Here is a 15,815-nt window from a genome sequence, read left to right on the forward strand (position 1 = left end):
GATCCCCCGGCGCCCTCACTCAGTGGCCGCCGGGTCCTGCGATCGCGAGGAGATGATCGCGCGCGAACTTCTCGACGTCGGCGTAGTCGGTCAGCGGTACCCGAACCTGCGGGGTGAGCAGAATCGAGTGCGTGATGCGTACGAGTATCTCGGCTCGTGATGCGAGCTCGTCGTCGTCGAGAGTGGTGTCAGGGGTCCGCAGGATGTCGGCGGTCGCCTCGACAGCCGCCGACAGGATGTACGTTCCATTGAGCGTCAACTGCTCGAGCACAGACGCAGGCTCGAGTTCGATGAGCCTGTTCCACACCGGATTGCCGCGGACCGTCGTCACCGTGGTCGCGAATGCGGTCACCACCCTGTCGGCGTAGGTGTCCGCAGCCTCCGCGGCAGCACGGACGTCGGAGAACAGTCGCGACGCCTCGCGGATCAGGACCGCACTCAGCACCTCGTTGCGCCCGCCGATGCGGCGATATACGGTGACGCGCCCGACCCCCGCGCGCTTGGCGATGTCGTCGACGGTGGCCCGGCGAACCCCGATGTCGGCGAAGACGTCGAGGGCGGCGTCGAGTATCGGGTCAGACGTGGTCTCGGCGCCTACCTCTGTGGTGAACAAACCGGGCACGGACATGGTGAAAGAGTAAACGACGTCGCCTATTGAAACAATGATGCAACATGTGTTTCACTGTTCGCGTTCGACAGATGGCGCAACGGACGCGGCGCCGTTCGGGTAATGGCATGAGCACGAGGGGTAGTGGCGCAGATGCATACACGCGGAGTACGCACACGCGAGTACGACGAGGAGGCGCTGGCCATCAACGCTCGTCCCGTCCGGTTCGACTGGGCTGGTGTGCCACTCGAGTACATTCCGGGCGAGCCGTATGCAACGCACTTCTGGAATGTCATGCATCTCGTGTTGCCCGAGGGCGAGCGGGCGATGGCCGACGTGTTCGCACAGGCGCTTGCGTTGATCGACGATCAGCGGTTGAGGGAGGAGGTCGTCGGCTTCGTCGGGCAGGAAGCCACCCACGCGGCCTCGCACGAGGGTTTCCGAAAGTACCTGATCGTCAACGGGGTCGAGATCGGGCCGGTGATGGCGCGCATAGAGTTCGCCGTCGAGAAGATCTTCGGTGATCACGGCATCACCGGACAACGTGCGCGCCGTGCCTGGCTGTGTGAGCGTCTCGGAATCTATGCCGCCGCGGAGCATTTCACGGCGGTCGTGGGTGAATGGCTGCTCGACAACGTCGCCTTCGACGAGGTCGGCGTCGATCCCACCATGCTCGACCTCTTGCGGTGGCACGGTGCCGAAGAACTCGAGCACCGCAACGTGGCGTTCGACGCATTCCAGTATGTCGACGGCGGCTACTTCCGGCGTGCGCGTACGGCGCTCATAGCGTCGACAGGACTTGCAGCGCTGTGGTTTTCGACCGCCGCGCACCTCTACCGCAACGATAAAACCATTACTCGACGCCGGGCGTGGCCGGTGGCATTTGCGCTTGCATCGCGCCGACAGATGATTCCCGGGATCTCATTCCTGTTCGAGCAGATCTACCTCTACCTGCGGCCGGGATTCCATCCGTCGAGCATGGGCGACATCGACAAAGCCGTTCGCTACCTGGCGATCTCACCGGCGGCACGGGCGGCGGAGCTATGAACTATCTTCCGCCGCCCACCACCGTCGTCGACAATCCGACACCCGTCCTCCGTGAGATCTACCGGCTTGCGAGAGGCTACTCCGGGATCTTCGCACGGGGTAGGTTCGCCGACCGGCTCTCACGTCCGAATCCGGTGCGCCGCGCGGGATTCGATATGCAACTCAATGTGGTCGACAGTGTCGCGACGGTCGACGGAGTGCGGCTCATCACCCTCGCGCGCCCGGATGGCTCACCGTTACCGGCCTGGACACCCGGCGCACATATCGACGTCTTCACGCCTTCCGATCGTCAACGTCACTACTCGCTCACCGGCGATCCGGCCGACACCATCACATATCGAATCGCTGTGCGACGCATAGCCGGCGGTCTCGGCTCGGCGGAGATGCACCTGCTGCGCCGCGGCGACGAGTTGCGAATTCGGGGACCGCGCAATGCGTTCACCTTCGCTGCGAGCACACGGTGCCATTTCGTGGCAGGCGGAATCGGTATCACCCCGATTGTGCCGATGGTCCGTGAGGCGCACGCGCGCGGCCTCGACTGGACGCTGGTCTACACCGGACGGTCCCGGTCCACGATGCCGTTTCTCGACGAACTGCTCGCACTCGATGCCGACCGGGTGCGTGTCCTCACCGACGACGTCGACGGCGTACCCGACATCGCCGGAATGCTCGGTATCGGCGACGACACCGCACCGATCTATCTGTGCGGGCCGTCGAGCATGCTGTCGGCGGCACGGCACGCAGTGATCACACACACACCGCGGCGCGAACTACACAGTGAAAGATTCAGCCCGCCAATGGTTGTCGACGGCGAGCCGTTCCGGATCGACTTCGCCTCCGGCGGCTCGGTCGACGTCGCCGCCGACGAGAGCGCGCTTGCCGCGATCCGCAGGAAACGACCCGACGTGCGCTACTCGTGCCAGCAGGGATTCTGCGGTGCGTGCCGCGTCCGTGTTCTCGAGGGAACCGTCGACCACCACGACCGCGTCCTGATCGGGGACGAACGCGACGATTCGATGATGATCTGCGTCTCGCGCGCAGTAGGCGACCACGTGGTCGTCGATCTCTAGGAGCAACCACCGTGCCACACCCAGCCCACGATGCCCCAGTCCACGATGCCCCAGCCAACAATGACCCAGGCAACAGTGACACAGCCCACGATGATGCGCCCCGCAATCATGCAGCCCACCCGGATTCAGTCCGGTCCGGTGCAGACCGGCGAGAGTCGGCTCACCACGTCCCAGAGCAGGTCTGTCGACACTTCCGCGTGGCGATCATCGGCGCCGGGTTCGGTGGTATCTGCGCGGCGATCCGCTGTCTGCAGAGCGGATTCGACGACCTCGTGGTCTTCGAGCGTGCGTCGGCCGTCGGAGGAACCTGGGAGGCCAACACCTACCCGGGCGCTCAGTGCGATATCCCGTCGGCGCTGTACTCGTTCTCGTTCGCCCCGAATCCGGAATGGACGCGTCTCTATCCGCTGCAGCGCGAGATCCAGGCCTACATCGCCCGGTGTGCCGACGATTTCGATGTCACGCCCCATGTGCGGTGTGGTCACGACGTCACCGACGCGTCGTGGGATGACCTCGCACAGGTCTGGCGACTGACGGTGAACGGATCGGTCGTCACCGCCGATGTCCTCGTCGGGGCAACCGGCCCCTTCAGCGAACCCGCCCACCCGGACATCCCCGGCCTCGACGACTTCGAGGGCGACGTCATTCATTCGGCGCGATGGGATCACACGTGGTCGCCGACCGGCAAACGTGTGGCCGTTATCGGAACCGGGGCCTCGGCAGTGCAGTTTGTGCCCCGGATACAGCCGAACGCACAGCACCTCACTCTTTTTCAGCGGACGCCGACCTGGATTCTGCCGCACCCGGATCGTCCGGTCCCGCGTGCGATCCGAAGGATGTTCGCTCGTGTGCCCTGCACCCAGCGCGCAGTGCGCGGCGCATGTTCACTCGTGCAGGAATTAATGGTGCCCGGGCTGGTCAGCCACCCCGGCATACTGAAACCGGCTGCGGCACTGGGGCGGTGGCACCTACGTCGGCAGGTCGACGACGACGCGCTGAGAGCGGCATTGACCCCGACCTACCAGTTCGGTTGCAAGCGACCGACGTTCTCCAACAAGTACTATCCGGCACTGAGCGCCGAGAATGCCTCGGTCGTGACCGATGCGATCGTCCGGGTGCATCCGACCGGCATTGAAACGGCTGACGGTGCCGTCCATGAGGTCGACTCCATTCTTCTCGGGACAGGATTCAAACTGGCGGCGGGAGAAGGATTCTCGCGGATTCACGGGCGAGACGGTCGCAGCCTGTCGGACACATGGGGCACTGGCGAGATGGCGGCGTACATGGGCACCAGTGTTGCGGGCTTTCCCAACTTCTTCCTGATCCTCGGTCCAAACTCGGTGGTCTACACCTCGCAGGTGGTCACGATCGAGGCGCAGGTCGACTATCTCCTCGATGCATTGACCGGCATGCGGGACAGGGGAATCCGCAGCATCGATGTCACGCGCGCCGCGCAGGACCGCTTCGTCGACGAGGTCGACGCCGGCCTCGCGGCATCGGTCTGGAACACCGGCGGTTGCGCCAGCTACTACCTGAGTCCATCTGGGCGCAATGTCACGTTCTGGCCCGGATTTGTGTTTACCTTCCGTAGAGCGATGCGACACGTACGGTGGGATGATTTCGACGTCGTAAGGGACACCGACCTACCAGGACGACCATCGGTTGAGTCGACGAGCGCGGCGGTGCGCCGATGAACGTCGCACGTCTGTCCGGATCGGTGGTCCTGGTCACCGGTGCAGCCCAGGGGATTGGTCTGAGCACCGCGCGGCTGCTCAGCGAAAGCGACGCGCGGGTGGTGCTCACCGACGTCGACGACGAGGCGCTGTCGGCCGCGGCGGTTGGTTTCGCCGCCGACGCGGTGCTCACCATCGAAGCCGATGTGCGTGATCTGGATTCGATGCGTGCCGTCGCCGACAAGACCATCGGCACGTTCGGGCGGCTCGACCACGTCATCGCCAATGCGGGCATTACGCCGCCGACGGCGACGTTGCGCACGGTTGACCCCGCCGAGTTCGAGCAGGTGGTCGACGTCAATCTGCGCGGGGTGTTCAACACCGTGCGTGCGTGCGTAGAACCGGTCATCGCGGCGCGAGGACACATGCAGTTGGTGGCGTCGTGCGCGGCATTCGCCCCGGGTATGGGCGGCTCGGCGTACATGATCACCAAGTCCGGCGTCGAACAGCTCGGTCGGGCATTGCGCATCGAGCTGGCGCCCTACGGGGCGTCGGCGGGTGTCGCCTACTTCGGGATCGTCGAGACCGACATGACGCGGGCGACTCTCGATGACGACCCCATCGGCCGGGAGATCGGCCGACAGCTTCCCTGGCCGCTGAGTCGGCGGATCACCGCCGAGCAGGCGGCCGCGGTGTTGGTCGATGCTCTCGCCTCGCGACGGGGGCTGATCATCGCACCGAGGCAGTGGACCCTCTATTCGGTACTTCGCGGAGTGATCAACCCACTGCTCGATGCGAAGCTCACCCGCGACTCGTCGATCCATCGCGTCATCCGGCAACTCGATGCTGCCGGGCAGACGCGATTCGCGGACGACTGACGGTCCGAACAGAGCGGCCTGAGCCAGAGCTCAGGGCGTGTCGGTCGCGTTCTTCGCCTTCTTCAATGCGCGATTGAGCTGGAACATGCGCGCACCTCCGGCCATCGCGACGATCAATGCGCCCGCGATGGCGGCGATGAGCAGACTGACTCCGACGGGGAGATTGACCTCCCAGAACAGGACGTCGATCCGTTGTGATTCGAGGTTCTGCAGGATGAACACGAGCAGCAGGATCGTGATGATGGCACCGACGACCAGACCGACGAATGTCGCGCGGGTTCGGGTGTGCTCGACCTTCTCGATCCTGGTGCGCAATTCCTGTCGTTCGGCGAGCAGGGCCTGGTGCTCGGTGGGATCGACAGATGGAGTCACCTCGGAATCGGTCACGTCGTTGTCGGCCCTGCGCTTGTCGCCGTGGTTCATGCACCCATCATGACATGCGACAATCGATTCATGACGTCATTACCGCTCGTGTTCACCGCACCCAAGAAGGGACTGCCGCCGACACACTTCGCCGACCTCGACGCCGACGGCAGGCGCGCGGTGATCACCGATCTCGGTCTCCCGAGATTTCGCGCCGACCAGTTGGCACGGCAGTACTACTCACGGCTGAACGGCGACGTCGAGGAGATGACCGATCTACCTGCAGCAGCGCGCCCCGCGGTGGCAGAGGCGCTGTTTCCGCAGCTGCTCACGCCTGTCCGGCACATCGCCTGTGACGACGGGAGCACACGGAAGACACTGTGGCGCCTTCATGACGGCACGCTGCTCGAAAGCGTGCTGATGCGCTATACCGATCGCAACACCCTGTGTATCTCCAGTCAGGCGGGATGCGGCATGGCCTGCCCGTTCTGCGCTACCGGCCAGGGCGGACTCGACCGCAATCTGTCGACGGGCGAGATCGTCGACCAGGTCCGCATGGCAGCGCGCGCGCTTCGGGACGGAGAGTTCGGCGACGAGGGCAGGCTCTCGAACGTTGTCTTCATGGGCATGGGGGAGCCGCTGGCCAACTACAAACGCGTTGTATCGGCCGTTCGGCAGATCACGTCGCCGAGTCCCGAGGGTCTGGGGATCTCTGCGCGTTCGGTGACGGTGTCGACTGTGGGTCTCGCCCCTGCGATCCGGCGCCTCGCCGACGAGGGGCTTGCGGTGACCCTCGCAGTGTCGCTGCACACACCCGACGACGAGCTGCGAGACACCCTGGTGCCCGTCAACAACCGGTGGTCGGTGCAGGAGGTTCTCGACGCTGCCCGCTACTACGCCGATACCACCGGGCGTCGGGTATCGATCGAGTACGCACTGATCCGCGACGTGAACGACCAGCCGTGGCGGGCCGACATGCTCGGTAAGAAGCTGCACAAAGCTCTCGGATCACGAGTTCATGTGAACCTGATCCCGCTCAACCCGACGCCCGGATCACAATGGGACGCCAGCCCCAAGGATGTTGAGCGGGAGTTCGTCCGTCGCGTTCGTGCTCAGGGCGTGTCGTGCACCGTGCGCGACACCCGCGGCCAGGAGATCGCCGCGGCGTGCGGTCAGCTGGCGGCGGAAGAGACGACGAAGTAGTCGCCTAGCTCCACTTCTTCTTCTTGAACATCTTGTAGAGCAGGATGAACGCCAGGATGACCGCGATGACCACCAGGTAGATGTCCTCGACGTGGCCGACCTGGTTGCCGATCAGCATGAACAGCAGCGCTGCAACGCAGAACCACCCGGCGGCGTACGCCGTCTTCGTGGCGGTCCCGTGCCAGCCGAACCGGGCAGAGGGGGCATCGGCGGGCTCATGCTTCCAACCGGTGTCGATCTGCTCGTGCGTGTCGTGCTCGACCTCGGTGCTTGCCACGGTGGCTCCTCACTGCCTAAGGACTGACATTTCACTGCCCAACAACTGACGTGACGGCGCTCCGGTGCCGGAGCGGATCGAGTCGGCCGACAATGGCACGGCCGTCTCTGACGATCAGTAGTAGTTCACGATGAGCATAGCGGCAGCCCCTACGCCCTGTCGCACGGCCACGCTCGATGTGGGGGAGAATGCCGCCATGCTTCCGACGACACGCTCCCTGGCCGACTACCGCTCCGAGGATTATCCGCGAGACATGATCGGGTACGGGCGCACCACACCGGATCCGCAGTGGCCCGGCGATGCGAGGATCGCGGTGCAATTCGTCCTCAACTACGAGGAGGGTAGTGAGAACAACGTCCTCGAGAACGATCGTGGCAGTGAGACTTTCCTGTCGGAAATGGTCGGCGCGCAGTCGTTTCCCAATCGGCACATGAGCATGGAGTCGCTCTACGAGTACGGGTCTCGCGCCGGGGTGTGGCGAATCCTGCGTACATTCTCCGCGCGTGGACTGCCGCTGACGATCTTCGCCGTAGCGCAGGCGATGGCGCGAAACCCCGAGGTGGCGGCGGCATTCGTCGAGCGCGGTGACGAGATCGCATGTCACGGGTATCGCTGGCTGAACTATCAGATGGTCGATGAGCACGTCGAACGTGAGCACATGCGAGCCGCCATCGAGTTGCTGACCGAGATCACCGGTTCGCGGCCCCTCGGGTGGTACACGGGCAGGGACTCGCCCAAGACACGCGATCTCGTCGTGGAGTACGGAGGATTCGTCTACGACTCCGACAGTTACGCGGATGACCTGCCCTACTGGGTGAAGGTGCCCCGGCGTACCGACGGCGTGCTCGAGGACGTCGACCACCTCGTCGTGCCCTACACGATGGATACCAACGACATGAGATTCGCCTCGCCAGGGGGATTTCCCTCGGGCGAACAGTTCTACACCCATCTGCGCGACGCTTTCGACGTGCTCTATCGCGAGGGAGTCGAGGGATCTCCCAAGATGCTCTCGGTCGGGCTGCACTGCCGGGTCGTCGGACGCCCAGCCCGGTTGGCCGCGCTCGAACGCTTCCTGGATCACGTGCAATCACACGACGGCGTGTGGATACCGCGGCGCATTGAGATCGCTGAACACTGGCGCACGGTGCACCCGCCTGCCTGAGGCCACCGGTAGGTGAGAATGGACGCGTGAGCACACGCGTACTGATCCTCGGCTCGACCGGGTCGATAGGTGTCCAGGCCCTCGAGGTGATCTCTGAGCACCCCGACCGATTCGAGGTCGTGGGCCTCGGCGCGGGAGGTGGCTCCCTCGACATCCTTGCCGCGCAGGCGCGCGCGACCGGATTGGCCCCCGACCGGATCGCCGTCGCCGATCCCGTTGCCGCGGAGAAGCTTGCGGTCGATCTCGGCGACGGTGTACTCGGCGATGACGGTGGTGCCGGCGATGAGGCGATGTGCCGACTCGTCGAGACAGTCGAGGCCGACGTCGTCCTCAACGCGATCGTCGGTTCGATCGGGTTGCGCCCGAGCCTGGCCACGCTCGAATCGGGTGCGCGATTGGCCCTCGCGAACAAGGAGTCGCTCGTCGCGGGTGGCGCACTGGTTCTCGACGCCGCGTCGCCCGGTCAGATCGTCCCCGTCGACTCCGAACACTCGGCGATCGCACAGTGTCTGCGGGCGGGCAGCGCCGACGAGGTCTCGCGGCTGGTGCTGACAGCCTCCGGCGGGCCGTTCCGGGGCTGGACTCGGGACCAACTCGAGAACGTCACACCCGAGCAGGCGGGCAAACACCCGACCTGGTCGATGGGGCCGCTCATCACACTGAACTCCGCGACGCTGGTCAACAAGGCGCTCGAGGTGATCGAAGCGCACCTGCTCTTCGACGTCGACTACGACAGGATCGATGTCACGGTGCACCCGCAGTCGATCGTTCACTCGATGGTGACCTTCGTCGACGGTGCCACCATCGCCAAGGCCTCGCCTCCCTCGATGAAGCTCCCGATCGCGCTGGCACTCGGCTGGCCCGATCGTGTCCCCGGGTCGTCGACATCCTGCGACTTCTCGACGGCGTCGTCCTGGACGTTCGAGCCGGTCGACAATGAGGTGTTTCCGGCGATCGAGCTCGCGAGAGAGGCCGGACGCGCAGGCGGCAGCCTCACCGCGGTGTTCAATGCCGCCAACGAGGCAGCCGCCGCCGGCTTCTTCGCCGGTCAGATCGCGTTCCCGCGGATCGTGGAGATCATCGCCGATGTGCTCGCCGTCGCAGACGAATGGCGGTCACAGCCAGGTACTGTGGAGGAGATTCTGGCCGCCGATGCGTGGGCACGAGAGCGCGCAGCGCGGTTCGTCGCACACGCGTCCTCGTGAAGAGCAGACCAGCCCGTAGCGCGTGCTGCAGGATCGTCGGAGTGGAGTTGGGCATCCTCGAAGTGGAGCTAGACGAGTGAGTTTTGCGATCGGCGTCGTGCTGTTTGCGGTCGCGCTGGTGCTGTCGGTCGCATGGCACGAGTGCGGGCACATGTGGGCGGCGCAGGCGACCGGCATGAAGGTCCGTCGCTATTTCGTGGGTTTCGGTCCAACGCTCTGGTCGACCAGACGCGGGGAGACCGAGTACGGCATCAAGTTGATCCCCGCCGGGGGCTTCTGCGACATCGCAGGCATGACCCCTTACGACGAACTCGCCGACGACGAGCGCGACCGCGCCATGTTCCGGCAGAAGCCGTGGAAGCGGTTTGTCGTGCTCCTGGCCGGCCCGGCGCAGAACATCATCCTGGGCCTCGTGCTGGTGTTCATCGTCGCCGTCGCGTTCGGGCTCCCCAAGCTCGGCCCCGACGCTTACGATGCGCCCGTCTACGTCGACAAGGCGACGTGCGTGGCGCCGACCACCGACGCGAAGGGAAATCCGGTCGCCTGTTCCGGGCCGAGTCCTGCCGCCGAGGCCGGACTGCGCTCGGGCGACCAGATCGTCGCCATCAACGGCCATCGCGTCGACAACAACGCCGACCTGATCACCACCACCTGGGAGACCAAGGGAAGCGCAGCTCTCGAGGTGATACGTGACGGCACGACGATGACGATCGACGTTCCGATCACGCAGGTCCAGCGGATGCGCAAGGCCGATGACGGCTCTCTCGAGAAGATCACGGTCGGAGCACTCGGCGTGCAGCTCAATGCACCTCCGGAAGCCGTCAACCACTACAACGTAGCGACCGCGGTACCTGGCACGTTCTCGTTCACCGGTCAGCTCCTGGTGGAGACATTCAAGGCGCTGATCTCGCTGCCCTCGAAGGTCAGCGGATTGTGGGCCGCCGTCACCGGTGGTGAGCGGGCGACGGACTCGCCGGTCAGCGTCTACGGGGCGTCGGTGATGGGCGGACAAACCGTCGAGCACGGCGAGTGGAGCATCTTCCTGCTGCTGCTGATCAGCGTGAACCTGTTCCTGGGACTCTTCAATTTGGTGCCGCTACTACCCTTGGATGGTGGGCACATGGCGATCGTCGGCTACGAGAAGGGCCGCGACACGGTGCGTCGGTGGTTCGGCCGGGCGCCAGGGGGCGTCGTCGACTACTACAAGCTGATGCCGATCACCTACGCGGTGGTCATCGTGATGGCCGGGTTCATGGTCCTGACCCTGACCGCCGACATCGTCAACCCGATCAAGATCTTCTGACGCGCGGCTGCGCCAGCCCTGAGATGACCGCCGCGCACACAACCGAACCTGCTTCGAGGAGTACGAGATGAACGCACCAGCCACAGACGGTGCCACCGCCATCGGTCTCGGTATGCCGGCGGGGCCGCCGCCGGTACTGGCACCGCGTCGTAAGACACGTCAGATCCACGTCGGGTCCGTCGGCGTCGGCAGCGATTACCCGGTCTCGGTGCAGTCCATGACCACCACGAAGACGCACGACATCAACGCGACGCTGCAACAGATCGCGGAGCTGACAGCGTCGGGGTGCGACATCGTGCGCGTGGCGTGTCCCCGCCAGGAAGACGCCGACGCGCTGCCGATCATCGCGAAGAAGTCCAAGATCCCGGTGATCGCCGACATCCACTTCCAGCCCAAGTACATCTTCGCCGCGATCGACGCGGGCTGTGCGGCGGTGCGGGTGAACCCCGGCAACATCAAGGAATTCGACGGCCGCGTCAAAGAGGTTGCCAAGGCCGCGGGCGACGCAGGGATTCCGATTCGTATCGGTGTGAATGCGGGATCGCTGGACAAGCGGATCATGCAGAAGTACGGCAAGGCGACCCCCGAGGCGCTCGTCGAGTCGGCGCTGTGGGAGGCGGGGCTGTTCGAGGAGCACGGTTTCGGCGACATCAAGATCTCGGTCAAACACAACGACCCCGTCATCATGGTCGAGGCTTACCGGCAGTTGGCTGCACAGTGCGACTACCCGCTGCATCTCGGTGTCACCGAGGCTGGGCCCGCTTTCCAGGGCACGATCAAGTCGTCGGTGGCCTTCGGCTCTCTGCTCAGCCAGGGCATCGGTGACACGATCCGAGTGTCGCTGTCAGCGCCCCCTGCCGAGGAGATCAAGGTCGGCGACGCGATCCTGCAGTCGCTCAATCTGCGCCCCCGCAAACTGGAGATCGTGTCGTGCCCGTCCTGCGGCCGTGCCCAGGTCGACGTCTACAAACTCGCCGACGCCGTGACCGCCGGGCTCGAGGGTATGGAGGTTCCGCTGCGTGTCGCGGTGATGGGCTGCGTCGTGAACGGTCCCGGGGAAGCGCGTGAAGCCGATCTCGGGGTCGCCTCGGGTAATGGCAAGGGGCAGATCTTCGTCAAGGGCGAGGTCATCAAGACCGTCCCCGAGGCAGAAATTGTCGAGACGCTGATCGAAGAAGCGCTGCGAATTGCGGGCGAAACAGGAGAAACTGGTGATACAGCGGTGGGAACACCCACCGTGACCGTCTCCTGACACAGGCGTGCAGACCGACGTTGCCGGTCGACACGTCGGGGATCAGACGGCCCGGGTCGATGGAGGAATGACGTGCTGAGGCTGTTGGGCGACAAACCGCTCGGCGCACGCGACGCCCCCGCGGTGTCGCGCGTCCTCAACGCCGATCCCGTTGCCAGTTGCATGGTTGCTGCGCGCTTCGAGACGCACGGTATCGACCCGAGACTGCTCGGCGGCGAACTCTGGACCGCAGACAACCCGTCGACGTCGTTGTGTTTCTCCGGCGCCAATCTCATTCCGCTGGTCGGTACACCGGCGGACATGAACTACTTCGCCGAACGCGCGCTGGCGAGTGCGCGCGTGTGCTCGTCGATCGTCGGCGGTTCCGACATCGTGCTCGCGATGTGGGAGCGGCTATGCCCCTCGTGGGGCCCGGCGCGGGAGATACGAGCGGTTCAACCGCTGCTCGCGCTGTCCGGTCCACCCCGCGTCGCGCCCGATCCCGGCGTGCGGTTGGTCACGCTCGACGACCTCGATGTCTATCTGCCCGCAGCCATCGAGATGTTCATCGGCGAGGTTGGTGTCGACCCATGTGCAGGCGACGGCGGTCGGTCGTATCGACGCCGTCTGGCTGCACTGATCTCGGCGCAGCGTGTGTTCGCCCGCTTCGAGGACGGGCAGGTGGTGTTCAAGGCCGAGATTGGTTCGCTCTCACGGCGAGTCGGTCAGATCCAAGGCGTCTGGGTCGACCCCGCCCGACGTGGGGAGGGCTTCGGCGGCGGAGGCACGGCAGCGGTTGCGGCCGCGATCCAGGCGCAGGGTCGCATCCCGAGTTTGTATGTGAACAGCTTCAACCTCCCCGCACGAGCGGTCTACCAACAGGTCGGGTTCAGCGAGGTCGGAACCTTCGCCACCGTTCTGGTCGACTAGGTGTCAGACCGACTAGGTGTAAGACCAGGGGCGCGGCCGGGGTCGTCGACTGTCCGCGAGCCTCCCCGACGGGCCATGGCGGCGGGCTTATCATCGGCTACCGATGGTGTTTCGCAGACGTCGCGTCGTTCCCCTGATCCCCGTGGCGCTCAGTGCTGCCCTTATCGTCGGGGCGACGGCGTGCACGTCGGCCGACGACGGCCCGCGTCAGGCTGCACAACACTTTCTGACCGAATTCGGCAAGCGTGACATCGACGCCGCGGCGGCGCTGACCGACAACCCGACGCAGGCGGCCGGGGGCCTCGAGGGCGCGTGGTCGGGGCTGGGCGCCGCGTCGATGACCGCGGAGACCGGACGCGCCGACATCAACGGCGACACGGCCGACGTCGACGTGACCTATCACTGGAAGCTGCCTCGCGGTCGCGAATGGAGCTATCCCGCAACGGTCAAGATGGGGCGCAGCGATTCGGGATGGTCTGTCCGTTGGACTTCGACGGATGTACACCCCGATCTCGGTGCCAACCAGCGGTTGTCGATGCGGATCGTCGAGGCGCCGAGGGCGACGGTCAATGAGGCCGACGGCTCGCAGGTGATGGTCAACGGCACGGTGGTCGGGGTGAACTTCGACGCGAAGAAGGCTGCGGCACAAGGGTCCGTCGCCGACTCGGTGACCCGGTTGACCGCCGCGCTCAACGCGACGGGTATGTCACTCGACGCACAGAAGATCGCCGAGGACTCGACGGCCACCGACGGCGAATACCCCATCACCCGTCTCGATCAGGCCCAATTCGACCGTCTCCGTGATCAATTGGCCATCCCCGGGGTCGTCACCAACGAGCAGGCCGAACTTGTCGCCAAGGACAAAGGGTTTGCACCTGCGCTGCTGTCACAGGTGAAGAAGGTTGTCGACAGCGAGGTCGACGGGCACGTCGGGTGGCGCGTCGTCACAGTGAATCCCAACGGTCTCGACGCCGACGTCCTCACCGATCATGCTGCCACCCCGGCACCGTCGATCTCGTTGAGCCTGTCTCGTGCTGTGCAGGATGCCGCGCAGCGAGCGGTGGATGCCACCAACCGTTTTCAGATAGCGATGGTCGTCATCCAACCGTCGACCGGCCGTATTCTCGGGGTCGCGCAGAACCAGGCTGCCGACGCGAGCGGGCCGATAGCCACCACCGGCCTCTATCCGCCGGGGTCGACCTTCAAGATGGTGACCGCGACGACGGCCATCAGACGCGATCTCGCACAACCGGATTCACTGGTGCCGTGCCCGGGTGAGATCGAGATCGGCCCGCGAACGATTCCCAACTACGACAGATTCTCCCTGGGTACCGTCTCGATGCTCAAGGCGTTCGCGGCGTCGTGCAACACGACGTTCGCCCACCTCGCGAGCATGATGGGGCCGTCGGATCTCGCCAACACCGCCGCGGCGATGGGGGTGGGGGAGCAGTACGAGATCGCCGGTCTCGACGCGGTGTCGGGTTCGGTGCCCATCGCCAGTGAACTCGTGGCCCGCAGCGAGGACGGCTTCGGTCAGGGCAAAGTACTGGTCAGTCCACTCGGCCTGAGTCTGGTTGCGGCCACCGTCGCCAATGACGGGAAACGGCCTGTCCCGCAGCTGATCCTGGGCAAACCGACCAAGGTCACCGGTCCCACTCCCGAACTGGAGCCCGGCGTCGTCGACAAGCTCAGGCCCATGATGCGGGCCGTGGTCACCGAGGGCACGGGCACGACGATCGCCGACGAGGGCGAGATCTACGGCAAAACAGGTGAGGCGGAGTTCGACGGCGGGTCGCATGCCTGGTTCGCCGGCTACCGCGGTGACCTCGCCTTCGCGACGCTCGTCGTCCGGGGCGCCGACTCCAACAACGCCGTGGCTGTGACCCGCGACTTCTTCAACTTCCTCCCGCCGGGATACGCGACGTCGTCGCGTCCCTGACGTGTAGCGCTTACTCTCGTCGAGCGGCAGCGAGCGACTGTAACGCCGACCAGAATGTAGGTGCCGCTGGGTCGGGAACCGCGTCGAGGAGATGACGTCTGACTGCGTCGGCGTGTACGCCGCGCGCGTGCGCGGCGAGTCGTCGTCCGTTGTCGGTCGGGGCGATGTGGCGCGCGGTCGCCGTGCTGTCACGCCGAATCAGCCCTCGCTGCTCCATCCGCGCAAGTTGGCGTGACAGGCGGCTTCGTTCCCAACCGAGATCGTCTACGCCAGGCGCTCACCCAGGTACCAGGTGGTGAGGCGATTCACGGCGATCTCGCGCGGGCAGAAGACCGGGCCGGTCTCGCTGACACCATCCGATGCCGATTCGGTCGGCTGGCAGTGCTGGTGAACAACGCAGGCGTGCAGCGCCGAGTGTCCATCGCCTCTGACTGTGCGGACTGGGCTGAGCGCCAGACAGAGATCGATCTGCTGCTGTCGGCGCCTGTTCAACTCGCCGACCTCGTCATGCCGCTTCTCCGCGAGGATCGGGCCGGCCACGTAGTCAACGTGACATCTGGGGGAGCGTTTACCGCTCAGCCGTTCGCTCCGATGTACAGCGCGGCGAAAGCAACTCTGCACAGTTACACCATGAATCTTCGGTACACGCTGGCTGATACGGGTGTTGCGGTATCAGAACCTGTTCCGCCCGCAGTGGCCACCGGCCTGGCGGGACCGGGTCAAGCGCATGGCGCCGACGTCGACGAGTTCTGCGATTCGGTGTTTCCTCGGCTCGAGAAGCGGGAACCAGTCGTCGGCTTCGGTCCGACGGACACGGCGGACTTTCGCGACCGGCTGCACGCCGAGCACGAGCGGTTCCTCGCCGGCGCGCAGCGATTCCCGACCGCACGGTTCTGAGCGAGCGGAGTCGGGACAAGCCCTCGACGG

General features: G+C 65.2%; 16 protein-coding genes. 13 read left to right on the plus strand and 3 right to left on the minus strand.

What is annotated here, in order from left to right; genetic code table 11:
• Positions 1-19: 19 nt before the first annotated feature.
• Positions 20-628, minus strand: coding sequence for a TetR/AcrR family transcriptional regulator (locus GOACH_RS15720; protein ID WP_005176747.1), 609 nt, complete (start codon positions 626-628; stop codon positions 20-22).
• A gap of 132 nt (positions 629-760) precedes the next feature.
• Between GOACH_RS15720 and GOACH_RS15725 the strand changes: the two genes are divergently transcribed.
• The 4 genes from GOACH_RS15725 to GOACH_RS15740 all read left to right on the plus strand — a co-directional run bounded on the left by GOACH_RS15725 (position 761) and on the right by GOACH_RS15740 (position 5,275).
• Entirely contained in the window at positions 761-1,654 is an 894-nt protein-coding gene (locus tag GOACH_RS15725) for a metal-dependent hydrolase (RefSeq protein ID WP_040518954.1), read from the plus strand.
• Positions 1,651-2,724, plus strand: coding sequence for a PDR/VanB family oxidoreductase (locus GOACH_RS15730; RefSeq protein WP_005176751.1), 1,074 nt, complete (start codon positions 1,651-1,653; stop codon positions 2,722-2,724). The genes GOACH_RS15725 and GOACH_RS15730 overlap by 4 nt, the downstream gene beginning before the upstream one ends.
• Before the next feature lie 197 nt (positions 2,725-2,921).
• Positions 2,922-4,418: a flavin-containing monooxygenase gene (locus tag GOACH_RS15735; RefSeq protein ID WP_005176753.1), complete on the plus strand. Its 1,497-nt coding sequence runs from the start codon at positions 2,922-2,924 to the stop codon at positions 4,416-4,418.
• Positions 4,415-5,275: a short-chain dehydrogenase/reductase gene (locus tag GOACH_RS15740; RefSeq protein ID WP_005176755.1), complete on the plus strand. Its 861-nt coding sequence runs from the start codon at positions 4,415-4,417 to the stop codon at positions 5,273-5,275. Before GOACH_RS15735 ends, GOACH_RS15740 begins: the two co-directional genes overlap by 4 nt.
• 30 nt (positions 5,276-5,305) lie before the next feature.
• Here GOACH_RS15740 and GOACH_RS15745 read toward each other — a convergent pair whose 3' ends face one another.
• On the minus strand, positions 5,306-5,698 hold the full coding sequence (locus GOACH_RS15745) for a LapA family protein (RefSeq protein WP_005176757.1): 393 nt from the start codon (positions 5,696-5,698) through the stop codon (positions 5,306-5,308).
• 30 nt (positions 5,699-5,728) lie between these two features.
• On the opposite strand from GOACH_RS15745, the gene rlmN reads away from it, so the two are divergent.
• Positions 5,729-6,841, plus strand: a complete 1,113-nt coding sequence (rlmN, locus tag GOACH_RS15750) for a dual-specificity RNA methyltransferase RlmN (RefSeq protein WP_005176758.1) — start codon at positions 5,729-5,731, stop codon at positions 6,839-6,841.
• Positions 6,842-6,845: 4 nt separating this feature from the next.
• On the opposite strand, the gene GOACH_RS15755 is transcribed toward rlmN, so the two are convergent.
• The gene (locus GOACH_RS15755) at positions 6,846-7,118 is read right to left on the minus strand and encodes a DUF2631 domain-containing protein (protein WP_005176760.1); all 273 of its coding nucleotides are present in this window, start codon (positions 7,116-7,118) and stop codon (positions 6,846-6,848) included.
• 196 nt (positions 7,119-7,314) lie between these two features.
• Here GOACH_RS15755 and puuE point away from each other — a divergent pair, with 196 nt between their 5' ends.
• The 8 genes from puuE to GOACH_RS15795 all read left to right on the plus strand — a co-directional run bounded on the left by puuE (position 7,315) and on the right by GOACH_RS15795 (position 15,785).
• A complete protein-coding gene (puuE, locus tag GOACH_RS15760; RefSeq protein WP_005176762.1) occupies positions 7,315-8,280 on the plus strand; it encodes an allantoinase PuuE in 966 nt (321 codons plus the stop codon).
• Between the two features lie 26 nt (positions 8,281-8,306).
• On the plus strand, positions 8,307-9,485 hold the full coding sequence (gene dxr / locus GOACH_RS15765) for a 1-deoxy-D-xylulose-5-phosphate reductoisomerase (protein ID WP_005176763.1): 1,179 nt from the start codon (positions 8,307-8,309) through the stop codon (positions 9,483-9,485).
• 76 nt (positions 9,486-9,561) lie between these two features.
• Positions 9,562-10,788, plus strand: coding sequence for a M50 family metallopeptidase (locus tag GOACH_RS15770; protein WP_005176764.1), 1,227 nt, complete (start codon positions 9,562-9,564; stop codon positions 10,786-10,788).
• 67 nt (positions 10,789-10,855) lie between these two features.
• Positions 10,856-12,040 carry a flavodoxin-dependent (E)-4-hydroxy-3-methylbut-2-enyl-diphosphate synthase gene (gene ispG / locus GOACH_RS15775; protein ID WP_005176765.1) on the plus strand — a complete coding sequence of 395 codons (1,185 nt, stop codon included), beginning with the start codon at positions 10,856-10,858 and terminating at the stop codon, positions 12,038-12,040.
• Between the two features lie 72 nt (positions 12,041-12,112).
• Entirely contained in the window at positions 12,113-12,949 is an 837-nt protein-coding gene (locus GOACH_RS15780; RefSeq protein ID WP_005176766.1) for a GNAT family N-acetyltransferase, read from the plus strand.
• Between the two features lie 103 nt (positions 12,950-13,052).
• On the plus strand, positions 13,053-14,888 hold the full coding sequence (locus GOACH_RS15785) for a penicillin-binding transpeptidase domain-containing protein (RefSeq protein ID WP_005176768.1): 1,836 nt from the start codon (positions 13,053-13,055) through the stop codon (positions 14,886-14,888).
• Between the two features lie 91 nt (positions 14,889-14,979).
• Positions 14,980-15,123: a hypothetical protein gene (locus GOACH_RS23800; protein ID WP_157227766.1), complete on the plus strand. Its 144-nt coding sequence runs from the start codon at positions 14,980-14,982 to the stop codon at positions 15,121-15,123.
• Entirely contained in the window at positions 15,120-15,785 is a 666-nt protein-coding gene (locus tag GOACH_RS15795; RefSeq protein WP_005176770.1) for an SDR family NAD(P)-dependent oxidoreductase, read from the plus strand. The genes GOACH_RS23800 and GOACH_RS15795 overlap by 4 nt, the downstream gene beginning before the upstream one ends.
• Positions 15,786-15,815 lie beyond the last annotated feature (30 nt).

Source organism: Gordonia aichiensis NBRC 108223, assembly GCF_000332975.1.
GTDB lineage: Bacteria > Actinomycetota > Actinomycetes > Mycobacteriales > Mycobacteriaceae > Gordonia > Gordonia aichiensis.